This window comes from Nostoc sp. (genome assembly GCF_036917975.1).
Lineage (GTDB): Bacteria > Cyanobacteriota > Cyanobacteriia > Cyanobacteriales > Nostocaceae > Nostoc.
Genome location: NZ_JBALEJ010000113.1, coordinates 87007 through 102174 on the forward strand (window position 1 = coordinate 87007; position 15168 = coordinate 102174).

A 15168-nucleotide genomic window follows, 5' to 3' on the forward strand; every position below is an offset into this window, starting at 1 on the left:
CGTTGCCATCCCGTTCGCGTAGCGTCTCGTAGAGAGCGTCATTTTGAATTTTGAATTGTTAAGTTGGGTTACGCTATCGCTGCACCCAACCTACAAAACTACGGTTCTCAAGGTAGACGAGGTTTAAACTGAATAATTGTTAATTTTTATTGCTTATAGCCTTGCATTTAATTGCTAAATATCAAACCACGCGACAGAGTCAAAAATCTAAAATTTAATATGGGAAAAATATAGTATGAGTTATGTACTTACAAGTTGAGTATAAACTTAAAAGGTAATATTTATGACTACAGTATCTAAAAGCACTTTATCTCTATCTGCCCAAGAGCGATCGCTCATCTTGTGGTTTGATGAAGTTGGCATTGCTGACATCCCGGTAGTTGGTGGTAAAAATGCCTCGCTGGGGGAAATGATTCAACAGCTAACGCCCAAAGGTATTAACGTTCCCACTGGATTCGCCACCACTGCTTACGCTTATCGTTATTTCATTCAATCAGCAGGGTTAGAAGCAAAGCTACGCAAACTCTTTGCAGATTTAGATGTTGAGGATGTCAAAAATTTGCGAGAACGGGGAAAAAAAGCGCGATCGCTATTAATCCACACCCCATTTCCGGTAGAATTGCGGGAGGCGATCGCCACAGCATACCATCGCCTCTGTGAACAATACCATACAGAGACAGATGTAGCAGTCCGTTCCAGTGCCACAGCTGAAGACCTCCCCGACGCTAGTTTTGCCGGACAGCAGGAAACCTACCTCAACGTTGTCGGTGCTGAGGGGGTTTTAGCAGCTTGTCATAAATGCTTTGCTTCCATATTTACCGATCGCGCTATTTCTTATCGTCACGCCAAGGGATTTGACCACTTTAGCATTGCCCTTGCCGTTGGCGTACAAAAAATGGTGCGTTCTGACTTAGCAACCTCTGGAGTAATGTTCTCTATTGACACAGAAACCGGATTTAAAGATGCAGCACTAATTACAGCCGCCTACGGTTTAGGTGAAAACGTTGTTCAGGGGTCAGTAAATCCCGATGAATATTATGTTTTTAAGCCAACTTTAAAAGCTGGTTTTCGTCCAATTATCGATAAGAAATTGGGCAGTAAAGAACTGAAAATGATTTATGATGACGGCTCAAAACTTACGAAAAATGTTTTAGTTTCGGCCAGCGAAAGAGGTAAATTTGCCCTGAGTGATGAAGAGATTTTACAACTAGCAAATTGGGCATGTTTAATTGAAGACCATTATTCCCAAGTCCACGGCATTTTCACCCCAATGGATATCGAGTGGGCAAAAGATGGAATTACTAACCAACTTTTTATTGTGCAAGCGCGTCCCGAAACCGTCCAGTCACAGAAAACAGGAAATGTGCTGCGGAGTTATCGTTTGTTATTGGGGAATAGGGAATGGGGAATAGGGAATGGGGAAAAATCTTTCCAATCCTCACTTTCTGATTCTCAATCCCCAATTCCCCTGGTTACGGGAAGTGCGATTGGGGAAGCTATTAGTCAAGGGAAAGCACGCCTAATTTTAGATGTTCAGAAACTTGACCAGTTCCAAGTTGGGGAAGTTTTGGTGACAGAAAGAACTGACCCCGATTGGGAACCAATTATGAAACGCGCCAGTGCAATTGTCACCAATTCTGGAGGCCGCACGTGCTTTTATGGGAAAACAAAAGTTTTAACCAACAAAGGTTTTATGACCTTGCAGCAGATTTATGAGCAAGGTTATGAAGGTTTGCTAACTCTATCATTAAACACCCAGACGAACAAAATAGAATGGCAACCAATTCTTGATTCGATGAAAAGACAATCAAAAATGATTAGTGTCAGCGTTTCTCAAACAGGTAGAGTGACTGATAACTACTTGCGCCTGACTCCGGATCACAAAATGATTAATATTAGAGGTGGCGAATATCTAAAAACTGAAATTCAAGATATGCTCACAGCCCAAGAAATGGTCGTGATAGCAGAAAATATCCCGCAGTTAGATATGCCTCAAAAAGAAAATATCAAGATGGCTTACTTCTTAGGAGGTATTCTCACAGATGGTTCAATTTATAAAAGTCGTACTCATGGAGAGGTACAGTTTATCCAAAAGGATACTTTGCCAAAGCAGCAATTTATAACTGCTATGCATGAATGCGTAAATACACTTTACAATAAATCATTTGTCGCATATCACAAAAAAGCTTCTTCTGGATATATAAGAGGTCAATTAGTAGTAGGTGAAGCAACAGCTTACAGACTCTATTCTAAAAAAATAGCCTACGAATTGTACGATAAAGAGCAAAATATTGTTAGTATATTGCTCAATAGCTCTGTGGAAGTTGCTTACAATTTTCTAGCAGGTGTAATTGATGGAGATGGCTGTTACTTTAATAATCGCATTCATATATATGTGTCAGAAGAAATTCTCTTGCAAGCTGTAATGGTAGCTTGTTTAAAAATAGGTACTGTTCCTCAAGTGACAAGAAATAGAGGAATACACAATGTACAGTTGGTTGAGAAATTAGCAGAAATATTCCAGTTTACCAACAGAGTTAAAGGGAAAGTTAGCGATAGAGTAATACAAACACGCTTCTTTGCTACCAAACAACTATTTGATGACAATGCCACAGGACAGATAAAACTCAGAAGAGATAATAATTTTCTGATTTCTGACAAACAACTACAGAAAACTGGTAAATTCCATCACTTAATTGCAGGTGATATTCGGATGCAACGGGTGGTTGCAGTTGAACGAGAGACTCATGATGATGTTTTCAACATTACAGTTGCCCAACATCATAACTATGTTGTGTTCACCAGCAAATATACACCAGTGATTGTCTGTAATTGTCACGCCGCAATTATTGCGCGAGAATTGGGTGTACCTGCGATCGTGGGATGCGGTAATGCTACAGAAATCTTAAAACCTGGTCAAGAAGTAACAATTTCTTGCGCTGAAGGGGAAGAAGGAAAAGTTTATGCAGGGTTATTACCTTTTGAAGTTGAAGAAGTCCCCTTAGAGAACTTACCCCGCACCCGCACTCAAATTTTAATGAATGTGGGTAATCCTCAAGAAGCATTAAGTTTATCGGCAATTCCCAACGATGGCGTAGGTTTAGCACGGACAGAATTTATCATCGCTAACCAAATTCAAATTCATCCAATGGCGTTGATTCATCATGAATTGCTAAAAGATGAATTTGTGAAAGGTAAAATTGCTGAAATTACCTCACTTTATGACAATAAACCTCAATATTTTGTCGATAAATTAGCCCAAGGTATAGGTAGAATTGCAGCGGCATTTTATCCCAAACCTGTGATTGTCAGAACATCCGATTTCAAAAGTAATGAATATGCCAACTTGTTAGGTGGGCGACAGTTTGAACCCAATGAAGAAAATCCCATGCTGGGTTGGCGAGGTGCAGCGCGTTACTACGATGAAGGTTACAGAGAAGCTTTTGCCCTAGAATGTCACGCCATCAAACGGGTACGCGAAGAGATGGGTTTGACGAATGTGATCCCAATGATTCCCTTTTGTCGCACTCCCGATGAGGGGCGTTTGGTTTTGGCAGAGATGGCAAAAAATGGTTTAAAACAAGGTGTTAACGGCTTACAAGTTTATGTGATGTGTGAGTTGCCCAGTAATGTGATTCTGGCTGAGGAGTTTGCAGATGTATTTGATGGCTTCTCAATCGGTTCTAATGATTTAACTCAGCTAACACTGGGGATAGACAGAGATTCGGCGTTGGTAGCGAGATTGTTTGATGAACGCAGTCCAGCTGTCAAGGAAATGGTGAAAATGGCTATAAAAGCTGCAAAAAAACATAACCGCAAAATCGGCATTTGTGGACAAGCACCCAGCGATTACCCAGAATTTGCCCAGTTTTTGGTGGAACAAGGAATTGACTCGATTAGTCTGAATCCAGATTCGGTTTTAAAGACAATGCTAGAAGTGGCAAAAGTCGAGGGTAGTAATTCGTAATTCGTAATTCGTAATTCGTAATTCGTAATTCGTAATTCGTAATTCGTAATTTGAGTAATGTATGCCAGTTAGAGACCGCTACCACGAGAATGTCAAAAATGCCCTAATCAAAGATGGCTGGACGATTACCGACGATCCCTTTCATTTGAAGTGGGGAAAAAGGGATATGTATGTTGACTTGGGTGCAGAAAAATTGATTGCTGCTGAAAAGGAAGGACAACAGATAGCCGTTGAGATTAAAACGTTTCGCAGCGTATCAGACATGACGGCTCTCGAACACGCATTAGGACAGTACCTTGCATACCGTTCTGTGATGACTAGAACCAATCCCGATCGCGTCCTCTATCTCGCCGTTAGGGACGAAGTATACGCCGATATTTTTGATGAGCCAATTGCTAAAATTTTGGTAGAAGATTACAAAGTTCATATTGTTCTATTTCAGCTAGAACAAGAGGTTATTTTTAAATGGATACCTTGGAGCAATACAGGCAGTTGATTCGGAATATTCTGATTGAACATACAAAAATCCCCTTCAGCGCTGGTGATATTCAATTTGAAACAGTTTTCGATAGCGATCAAGACCGCTATCTCTTGATGATTTTGGGAAGAGAACCAGCTTATGATTTGTCTCCGACTGTGACTCGTCGCGTTCACGGTTGTATGATTCACATTGATATTATTGATGGCAAAATTTGGATTCAACGTGATGGCACTGAAGAGGGGGTAGCAACGGAACTAGTTAGGGCTGGTGTGGCGAAGGATCGGATTGTATTGGGATTTCGGTCTGAGGAACTGCGGAAAGATTCAGAATTTGCGATCGCATAACCAACAGTAGTTGAACTTCTGGATAACTACCTGTATGATTGCGATCGCCATAACCAAGCCCCGTTGGGGCGGGAGTAGGGAGTAGGGAGTAGTCCAATGCCCCATGCCCCATGCCCAATGCCCCATGACTAATGACTAATGACTAATGACTAAAAAATGGTTCAGAATTGGGATGGTGAGTGTATTTCTTCTCTCACTTGCCTTACGGTTTTGGGGACTGGAGCGATTCAACACTCTGGTATTTGATGAAGTTTACTTTGCTAAATTCGGTAATGATTATCTCACGCGGACACCATTTTTCAATGCTCATCCGCCGCTAAGTCAATATATTATCGGCATCGGCATTTGGATTGGTAGTCACATTCCTTTTTGGCACGATACCGTAAATGGACTGACAGGTTCAATGCGATCGCCTTGGACTTATCGTTGGCTAAATGCCCTCACAGGCTCATTTATCCCTTTAGTTGTCGGTGCGATCGCTTATCAATTGAGTTATCGCCGTACATTTGCAATAATTGCAGGATTGTTCACAGCTTGTGATGGCATTTTTCTAGTTGAGTCTCGCTATGCTTTAAGTAATATTTATATCGTCATCTTTGGTTTATTAGGGCACTGGTTTTTATTATTGGCATTAGATAACCAAAATCGGCGACGTTCTTTTTGGCTAGTTTTTGCTGGCATTGCTTTTGGTGCATCAGTTGGTACTAAATGGAATGGTTTATGGTTCCTGTCAGGTGCTTATCTTGTTTGGATAGCAGCTTGGGTAATTCATTTAATACATTCTTTTTCTAACTCCAAACTCTTTTTTACATCCCCTTCATTGGAGAAAGCAGGAGGCAGAATTCAGGAGTCAGAATTCAGGAGCGATAATTCAGGAGTTAGTACTTATTCTCTACCATTTTCACCATCCCTATCATCTGAGTCACCACTACAAAACTTGACTCAGCTAAATATTTTCCAGATGTTATTTTATCTAGGAATTATCCCAGCTTTTATATACAGCATCATCTGGATTCCTCACCTTCAGCTAGATAAAACTTATGGATTTATTGCAGTACATCAGCAAATTTTGAAATTTCATTTGCATTTAGGTGGTAATAGTTCAGATGTGCATCCTTACTGTGCTGCTTGGTATAAATGGCCTTTGATGACTAGACCAATGGCATATTATTATCAAACGGCAGAAAGTATCACCGAACCATTACCTGTAATGGGGCCACCTTTGCCTGCTGGTGCTGGACAAGTTATTTATGATGTCCATGCAATGGGTAATCCATTTTTATGGTGGTTTGGTGATGCTGCGATGTTGTTTTTAGTAGGAATGCTAGTGTCACAAATTATAATTCCTTGGGTAAAGGAAAAGCGTTTTTCTGGGAGAGCAACTCTTAGTGTTGATACTTGGATTGCCTTGTATATAGTCATCAATTATGCTGCTAACTTATTACCTTGGGTAGAGGTGACGAGGTGCGTTTTTATCTATCATTATATGTGTGCAGTGGTGTTTGTATTTTTAGCGATCGCTTGGTTTGTCGATCAGTGTCTTCGCAGCTATTATCAACAACTCCGGGTGCTAGGTGTCACCATTACTTTTATCATCCTGGCTGCTTTTATTTTCTGGATGCCTATTTATTTGGGTTTACCCCTCTCCCCTGACGGTTATAAGCTCCGAATGTGGTTTAACTCTTGGATTTGATTAAAGGGGCATTGGGCATGGGAAGAATAATAACTCCTAACTCCTAACTCCTAACTAATTTCTCAACTTAGGGACTTCCAAGAAATAAATTATCTAAATAAACGAACCACAGAGACGCAGAGAACACAGAGAGAAGAGAAATGCAGAGGATTTTTGCGTCAGTTTTGGGATATTTTTTTATTTGGAAGTCCCTTAACATAGCTACACATATAGAGATTTCTTTAATCACATAGAGTTGACATTTCTTATCACTATGTAGCTTTAATTACTGTTAGACTGTTAAAAGCGCAAGCAGATAAATATTAAAGCTGCAAAACGCAACACCAGGGCATGGTGAATTAGATATTAACTAAAAATAATGAATGAGAAATTATAAAATTTTTTACATTTATCATTCTCCGTTATTGTTATTATAGATACCTAGTTTTGATGATCCTGAACAATAGAGGCGGATCGTCATGAAAATGAACTTAGAATTGCCAGACATTAATTTAATTAGCTTAAAAGAGGCATCGATTCATCTTTCTAGTCAAATTCAGCCTCATGGTATCCTGTTAGTCTTGGAGGAGCCGGAGCTAAAAATATTACAAGTTAGCACTAATACATTAAGTATTTTCGGAATCACTCCCGAAAATATGTTACAAAAAAAACTAGAAGATTTACTCGATCCATTCCAAATAGAGAAAATTAAAACAGGGCTATCCGGGGCAAATCTTGATTTCATCAATTCCACCAGAGTTTGGGTGCGAAAAAAAGATGATGAATACATAGTATTTGATGCAGTATTTCACCGCAATGAAGAAAAATTTTTAATTCTGGAATTAGAACCTGCTATTACTCAAGAAACTATTCCATTTTTAAGCTTTTATCATTTAGCTCAAGCCTCCATAAATCAACTAAAAAAAACATCAAATCTCCGAGAGTTTTGTCAAGTTATCGTTCAAGAAGTGGGGAAAATAACGGAATTTGACAGGGTAATGCTATATAAATTTGATGATGATGGTCATGGTTCTGTTGTCGCTGAAGAAAAACTAGAAAGCCTAGAACCATACTTAGGACTGCATTACCCAGAGTCAGATATTCCCAAATCAGCGAAAAAAATATTCGCTGTCAATTCGATCAGAATCATACCGGATTCTTCTTCTGAGCCAGTAAAAATTTTTCCTGTCAATAATCCAATTAGCGATCGCCCGATTGATTTAACCAACTCTATTCTCAGAAGTCCTGCTCCCTGTCATCTAGAGTACTTACATAATATGGGTGTTGCGGCTTCGCTTACGATCTCTTTAATTAAAGACCAAAAACTCTGGGGACTAATTGCTTGTCATCATCAGTCCTCTAAATATATTTCCTACGAATTGCGTAAAGCTTGCGAATTTTTGGGGCGATTAATATTTGCTGAAATCTCAGCAAGAGAAGAGACAGAAGACCACGATCGCCAGATAAATCTGACACGTATTCAATCAGTCTTGATTGAATATATGTCTGAAGACGAAAACTTTATTGATGGTTTAGTTAAAAACCCGCAGTATATTTTAGATTTGGCTAGCGCTCAAGGCGCAGCTGTGTGTTCTGGGGGAAATTGTCGGGTAGTTGGTGAAACGCCGAAAGAAGAAGACCTGAATTTTTTAGTCCAATGGCTCAAGAATAACGTTGAGGAAGAAGTATTCTATACAGATTCTTTGCCGCAGATTTATTCAGATGCCGAAAGTTTTAAAAACGTTGCTAGCGGTTTATTAGCTATTCCCATTGCCAAACGAAATTATGTTTTGTGGTTTCGACCGGAAGTAATTCAAACTGTAAATTGGGGTGGCGATCCTAATCAGGCATTTGAAGTTAGCCAGTCAGAAGGAAATGTCCGTTTATGTCCACGCAAATCATTTGAACTGTGGAAAGAAACCGTCCGCTTAACATCTTTACCTTGGAAAGATATAGAAGTTAAAGCAGCATTAGAACTGCGAAAAGCAATTGTCAATATTGTGCTGCGTCAAGCCGATGAACTTGCCCAGTTAGCGCAGGATTTAGAACGTTCTAACGCCGACCTGAAAAAGTTTGCCTACGTCGCCTCCCATGACTTGCAAGAACCTCTTAATCAAGTTGTGAATTACGTCCAGCTGTTGGAGATGCGTTATGGCGAAAAACTCGACGCAGAAGCCCACGAGTTTATCAGCTACGCAGTGGAGGGAGTTAACTTGATGCAGACTTTGATTGATGACGTACTGGCATACTCGAAAGTCGATATGCAGGCGATCGCATTTCAAATAACCGAGGTAGAGACAGCCTTAAATCGGGCCTTAAGCAATTTGCGTCAACGGATTAATGAAACTGGGGCTACTATCACCCACGATCCCTTACCAACCGTGATGGCTGACAGTACCCAACTGATGCAGCTATTTCAAAACCTCATTGGTAACGCCCTTAAGTTCCACAGTGACCAGCCGCCACAAATCCATCTGGGAGCAGAAAGGATAGAAGATGCATGGCTGTTCTCAGTCCGGGATAACGGAATTGGCATTGACCCACAATTTAGCGATCGCATTTTCGTGATCTTTCAGCGCCTACATACACGGGATGAATATATCGGTACAGGTATGGGTTTAGCTATATGTAAGAAGATTGTCGAATGCCACCGGGGAAGGATCTGGATAGAGTCAAAACTGGGTGAAGGCGCAACCTTCTACTTTACGATTCCAGTTGGAGGACGTGAACTTGAGCGTAGAAAGGGGAGAAAAACAAAAAATGATCTTTTTAGTCGAGGACAATAAAGCCGACATTCGCTTAATTCAAGAAGCGTTGAAAAATAGTTCGATGCCACATGAGGTGGTCACGTCCAGAGATGGCATAGATGCTATGGCTTATTTACGCCAAGAAGGCGAATATGCTAATGCACCGCGCCCTGACCTCATCCTCCTCGATTTGAATTTGCCCAAAAAAGATGGTAGAGAAGTTCTGGCGGAAATTAAAACTGACCCAGTACTAAAACGTATTCCAGTCGTTGTCTTAACAACCTCAAAAAATGAGGATGACATTATTGAGAGCTACAATTTGCATGTGAATTGCTATATCACTAAATCCCGGAACCTTAACCAGCTATTCCAAATTGTCAAGAGTATTGAAGAATTTTGGCTCTGTACTGTGACGCTGCCATTAGAGTGAAAACCGAAATTATGGTTGTGAGCTACTCAGTAAAAATCTTGTTAGTTGAGGATAACCTACCTTACGCTAGGTTGTTACAAAAGTTTCTGATGCAAGGTCAGTCCCAAGAGTTTAGTCTGGTTCATGTGAAGCGATTGGGGGAAGCGCTTCAGGAACTAACTCAGTGTAATTACGACGTTATTTTGTTAGATTTATCTCTACCTGACAGCGAAGGATTGTCATCTCTGCCTCCTCTGATTGGTCAAGTTCCAAACATACCGATTGTTGTCCTAACCAATACAAATGACGAAGAACTGGCAATTGAGGCAGTGCGACAGGGGGCACAAGATTATCTAATCAAGCGCCAGATAAATTCAGATGTATTGGTTCGCTCTTTGCGTTATGCGATCGAGCGCAAGCAAGTTTTAGAAACATTACGCACGGTCAATGAAACGTTAGAAATCCGGGTTGAAGAACGAACTGCTGAACTGCTGAAAGCCAATGAACTCAACCAATTAAAATCTGAATTTGTCTCGATGCTCTCCCATGACATCCGCAATCCCCTAAATACTATTCTCTTGGCTGCTGGATTGCTACAAAACTACGACGAAAAATTGACCAAAGAGAAAAAACTGAATCATTTGCAAATGATTAGCTCGGCGATCAAAAATATGGCGCAGCTATTAGATGAAGTTTCATTCATCGGTAAAGCTGATTCTGGTAGACTGCATTGTGAACTCATCAGCTTAGATTTAGAAGCTTTTTGCCGTCAACTGGTCGAAGAAGTTCGATTAATGGCAGGTGAGAAACATCTGACTTTGGTATTCAACAGTTTTGGGCAATTAGGCGAAGCACTATGGGATAAAAGCTTGCTGCGGCACATTTTGTGCAATTTACTTACCAATGCTATTAAGTATTCACTACTGGACGGACTAGTGCGTTTTGAACTAATTGGTCAGCAAAAAACAGTAATTTTCCGAATTCAAGATTGGGGAATTGGCATTCCTCAAGAAGACCAAAAGCGACTGTTTCAGCCTTTCCAACGTGCGGGCAATGTTGGAACCATTCCTGGTACCGGCTTGGGGCTAGCGATCGCTAAAAAGTGTGTCGATGCATACGGAGGCGAGATTGTAATCAATAGTCAAGTTGGAGTAAGTACAACCTTTACCGTCACCCTCCCTTTACAAACCATCCGGTAAGGGTAAAGCTTCAGCAATCCAGCTATAGCAAGTTATGTCTTAGACTCAAGAATCGAGTGTGTCTTTAGACCTGAGAGTATCAATCTTCACCCTTTCAAATAAAGCCCGATAAACAGGTTCACCCTTTTTTTGCGTGCCTATTTCCCTTTCTGTGGGCACTGGTAGGGGGTTTTCAGTCAACCATTCTCCTATACCAATTTTCTCAAAAAAGGGATTTTCAGCAAAGCGATCGCTTGGTTTGTTGATCAGTGTCTTCGCAGTTATTATCAACAACTCCGGGCGCTAGGCGTCACCATTACTTTTATCATTCTGGCTGCTTTTATTTTCTGGATGCCTATTTATTTGGGTTTACCCCTTTCCCCTGCTGGTTATAAGCTGCGAATGTGGTTCACCTCTTGGATTTAATTAAACGGACATTGGGAATCGCTGAAAAACCATAGAAGAATCAAGCTTGAATACGTGAAAGACATAATACATATTATGTCTTTTCTGTCAACGATTAACTTCGACAGTCTTGAAAAAACTTTATTAAAAATTTAGCGACTATTCTTCGGAATTAATGAATAGGATGTGTAGCATAATCTATGAGTTGCAAAAGCAATATTAAGCCGATTGGTTTCATAGATGATATTACTTTTAATTATATATAGGACTCACATTTGATTTCTGAAAAACCAAATTGGCTAGAAGCTTGCCATACAAAGGTTTGTTTCTCAGTCTATTAGCAAGATTCAAGTACGATTCCTATAGTTTTTGCATAAACTCACAAAAAGTGATAGATATTACATCTAAGAGCAAAAATTAACTCTTGCAATATGTTATCTACTTATTAAGAGGTGGTTAGCAAATTATGCATTTAGCATAAGACATTCATGTGTCTATAAAAACTAGTAAATTATAGGTATATGTCTCACCGACAAAATCAACTCAAATATGATGTATTTAGCAGTAAGTATTTAACATCATTTCAGAGGAAATTACTGCTAGAAAGCTTGCAAAAAAGTTTACCTGAATCCTACCGCCAACGCATTGAAATCATGTTGTTGGCAGATGAGGGAAAAACTCAAAAGTCGATTTGTCAAACCTTGGGATGTTGTGCAGCAACAGCACGACATTGGACACACATAGCCCGGACTGGGATGGCGCACCAATGGCAAGATTGCCCCATTGGTCGTCCGAAGGCAGTCAATGACGAGTATTTAGAACGTTTAAAAGAACTAGTTAACAGCAGTCCTCGCGATCATGGCTATTCTTTTCATCGGTGGACAGCAAACTGGCTGGGGAAACATCTAGCAAAAGAATTGGGGATTGAGGTGAGCGATCGCCATCTGAAGCGACTGCTTAAACAAATGGGATTATCCACACTACCAAAATCCAACAATACTGAACAGACTCAGGGTTCCAAAATTTTGATTTGTGACCTAAAATCAGCAACTCTTGCAGATAATTCCGAATTATTACCGATTAATTTTGCAAAATTAGGAAAAAATTCTGACATTTATGGCGCAAAATATATCTGCTCAGTTGGTTTCTCTGCAACAGTTCAACAATACTCTGGGTTATTCTCTTTCCACAGAGGAATATCAACATTGTCTTCAACAAGTTAAATTTATCAACCCAAAAGTCGGCAAGTTTTGGCAAGGAACTGATGCGGAATCGGGAATCTATATTGCGATCGCAGGCAAAGTCAGGTTGCTGGATAGCTTAGATGAGTTAATCGCCACTTTGGAGTCCGGAGACTCATTTGGGGAATTTACCTTGTTCAAGGAGGGTGACTTTAAACCTTATGCAGCAAGGGCTTCAGTAAACTTGCAACTGTGCTTTATTCCTGCTGAGGTGTTGTGGCCATTGATGGCTAAATATCCCCAAATTCGGGAGCATTTGTGGGCTAAGGCGCTGTCCCGGAATCCCCAACAGGTGGACTCAGATCATCCCCCAGTCAGGGCGGCTGAGTCAAATACAGATCATCAAATAAAGATTTTGTCAAAGTCTGGGGATTTATCGGGCGAAAAAAAAATTAGCAAAGCCTATTTTCCCAATCCTACTGTGCAAGTCGGGCATTTATGGCAACGGGCGATGCGGCGTTACCCATTTTTTGCCCAACACAGTGCATCCGACTGTGGTGCAGCTTGTTTAGTGATGGTGTCTCGCTATTGGGGAAAACGCTTTAGTGTCAATCGTTTGCGGGATATCGCCAATGTAGATCGCAATGGTGCATCCTTGCGGGGGTTATTGGTGGCGGCAGAAAGTATTGGTTTTGCTACACGCCCTGTGAAAGCTGGCCTTCAACAGTTGGCGAAGCAAAAATTGCCTGCGATCGCTCACTGGGAAGGCAAGCATTACATTGTTGTCTACGAAATTACCCCCAAGTACGTCATTGTAGCCGATCCCGCCATCGGTCAACGCACCCTCAGCCACGCCGAATTTAAAGCCAACTGGACTGGTTACACATTGCTGCTGCAACCGACAGCCATGCTCAAAGATACCAAAGAGACATCCACTCCCTTTTGGCAATTCTTTGAGCTGATGAAGCCTCACTCTTTGGTAATGCTGGAGGTGTTTATTGCTTCGGTATTTATCCAGATATTTGGACTAGTTACGCCCTTATTCACCCAGTTAATTTTAGATCGGGTAGTAGTGCAGCGATCGGAACTCACCTTAACAGCAGTGGGGTTAGGGTTGCTGATGTTTAGCCTGTTTCGGGTGGCGATGACAGGGTTACGGCAATATCTCCTAGACCACACAGCTAATAGGATAGACTTGGCGCTAATTGTGGGATTTATACGCCATACCCTACGGCTACCCTTGAATTTTTTCGAGTCCCGTTACGTGGGAGATATTATCTCTCGCGTCCAGGAAAACCGTAAAATTCAACGCTTCCTCTCAGGTGAAGCATTATCTATCCTGCTAGATTTACTCACCGTCTTTATCTATGTAGGATTAATGTTTTGGTACAGTTGGAAAATGGCTTTGTTGGTGTTGTTAATTATCCCGCCTTTTGCCTTACTAGCGTTGATTGCCACACCTTTTTTACAAAGGATTTCCAGAGAAATATTTAATGCTGTTGCCCAGGAGAGTAGTTACCTAATTGAAACCCTAACTGGTGTGCGGACGGTGAAAGCTACGGCGGTGGAACAAACAGTCCGTTGGCATTGGGAAGAGTTATTAAATAAAGAGATAAAAACTAACTTTTCCGGGCAAATTATTAGCAATCGGTTGCAAATCTTTAGTAATACCATTGAAGCACTAATCACTACTGGTTTGCTATGGTTTGGGGCATACCAAGTTATTCATAACCAGTTAACTATTGGGCAATTAGTGGCATTTAATATGCTGCTTGGGAATATTATTACACCCTTTCAACGTTTAACCGTATTGTGGAATCAATTGCAGGAAGTTGTGATTGCAGTCGAACGCATTAATGATGTATTAGATGCAGAGCCAGAAGAGGATTTACATCACCAACCACGACAAAATTTACCACAAATTCAGGGTCATATTCGCTTTGAGGGAGTGACATTTCGCTATCACCCAGAAAGCGATATCAATATCCTGGAGAATCTCAGTTTTGAAATGAAACCAGGGCAAATGGTAGCGCTGGTGGGACGTAGTGGTTCGGGAAAAACTACCATTTCTAAGTTAGTTTTAGGGTTGTATCCAGCTACAGATGGCAAAATTTTAATTGATGGACAGGATATTACCAGTATTTCCTTAAGTTCCTTACGTCAGCAAGCTGGAGTAGTTGACCAAGATACCTTTTTATTTGGCGGAACAATTCGAGAAAATATTAGCTTAGGACATCCTGGGGCAAGTTTACCAGAGGTGATTGAGGCAGGAGAACTGGCGGGTGCTGATGAGTTTATTAAAAAGTTGCCTATGGGATATGAAACCCAAATTGGTGAAGGTGGGGGGTTATTATCTGGGGGACAGCGACAACGGATAGCTATTGCCAGGGCTTTATTAGGTAATCCCCAATTATTGATTTTCGATGAGGCAACGTCCCATTTAGATACTGAGTCAGAGAGGATTATACAGCAGAATTTCAACACAATTCTCAAAGGAAGAACCACATTAATAATTGCTCATCGTCTTTCCACCGTGCAAAATGCAAATTTGATTTTGGTGCTAGACAGAGGCGTTTTGATTGAGAGTGGCTCTCATGAAGAATTGATGGCGAAACGGGGACATTATTTTTATCTGAATCAACAGCAGTTACATGGAGTAGCGTGAACAGTTAAGAGGAAAACTCAAAGTCTCTCTACTTATAGGAGAGAGATTTAGAGAGAGGTTTTCCAGATACTATGAGAAGTCAGAATACTTAATAAGCAATTGTGTAACCATTACTCATC

General features: G+C 40.8%; 9 protein-coding genes and 2 pseudogenes. 10 read left to right on the plus strand and 1 reads right to left on the minus strand.

The annotated features are described in order from the left end of the window. Positions 1–283 precede the first annotated feature (283 nt). The 7 genes from ppsA (at position 284) to V7K76_RS34050 (ending at position 10819) form a co-directional block, all read left to right on the plus strand. Positions 284–3967, plus strand: coding sequence for a phosphoenolpyruvate synthase (gene ppsA / locus V7K76_RS34020; protein WP_334776924.1), 3684 nt, complete (start codon positions 284–286; stop codon positions 3965–3967). A 61-nt stretch (positions 3968–4028) separates the two neighbouring features. Next, positions 4029–4463, plus strand: a complete 435-nt coding sequence (locus V7K76_RS34025) for an element excision factor XisH family protein (protein WP_334776925.1) — start codon at positions 4029–4031, stop codon at positions 4461–4463. Beyond that, on the plus strand, positions 4433–4792 hold the full coding sequence (locus V7K76_RS34030; protein WP_334776926.1) for a XisI protein: 360 nt from the start codon (positions 4433–4435) through the stop codon (positions 4790–4792). The genes V7K76_RS34025 and V7K76_RS34030 overlap by 31 nt, the downstream gene beginning before the upstream one ends. Positions 4793–4937: 145 nt before the next feature. Beyond that, positions 4938–6485, plus strand: coding sequence for a dolichyl-phosphate-mannose--protein mannosyltransferase (locus tag V7K76_RS34035; protein ID WP_334776927.1), 1548 nt, complete (start codon positions 4938–4940; stop codon positions 6483–6485). A 458-nt stretch (positions 6486–6943) separates the two neighbouring features. Continuing rightward, a complete protein-coding gene (locus V7K76_RS34040; protein WP_334776929.1) occupies positions 6944–9250 on the plus strand; it encodes an ATP-binding protein in 2307 nt (768 codons plus the stop codon). Next, positions 9225–9641: a response regulator gene (locus tag V7K76_RS34045; RefSeq protein ID WP_334776930.1), complete on the plus strand. Its 417-nt coding sequence runs from the start codon at positions 9225–9227 to the stop codon at positions 9639–9641. The genes V7K76_RS34040 and V7K76_RS34045 overlap by 26 nt, the downstream gene beginning before the upstream one ends. 11 nt (positions 9642–9652) lie before the next feature. Then, entirely contained in the window at positions 9653–10819 is a 1167-nt protein-coding gene (locus V7K76_RS34050; RefSeq protein WP_334776931.1) for a hybrid sensor histidine kinase/response regulator, read from the plus strand. A gap of 45 nt (positions 10820–10864) precedes the next feature. Here V7K76_RS34050 and V7K76_RS34055 read toward each other — a convergent pair. Next, positions 10865–11050 (minus strand): annotated as a pseudogene (locus tag V7K76_RS34055) (hypothetical protein); the annotation flags it as partial. Here V7K76_RS34055 and V7K76_RS34060 point away from each other — a divergent pair. From V7K76_RS34060 to V7K76_RS34070, 3 genes and pseudogenes are all read left to right on the plus strand, one after another. After that, positions 11045–11224, plus strand: a pseudogene (locus V7K76_RS34060) (dolichyl-phosphate-mannose--protein O-mannosyl transferase); the annotation flags it as partial. The pseudogenes V7K76_RS34055 and V7K76_RS34060 overlap by 6 nt on opposite strands. Before the next feature lie 500 nt (positions 11225–11724). Further along, a complete protein-coding gene (locus tag V7K76_RS34065) occupies positions 11725–12426 on the plus strand; it encodes a helix-turn-helix domain-containing protein (protein ID WP_334776932.1) in 702 nt (233 codons plus the stop codon). Beyond that, complete coding sequence (locus V7K76_RS34070; protein ID WP_334776933.1) at positions 12320–15049, plus strand: peptidase domain-containing ABC transporter; 2730 nt, start codon at positions 12320–12322, stop codon at positions 15047–15049. The genes V7K76_RS34065 and V7K76_RS34070 overlap by 107 nt, the downstream gene beginning before the upstream one ends. Positions 15050–15168 lie beyond the last annotated feature (119 nt).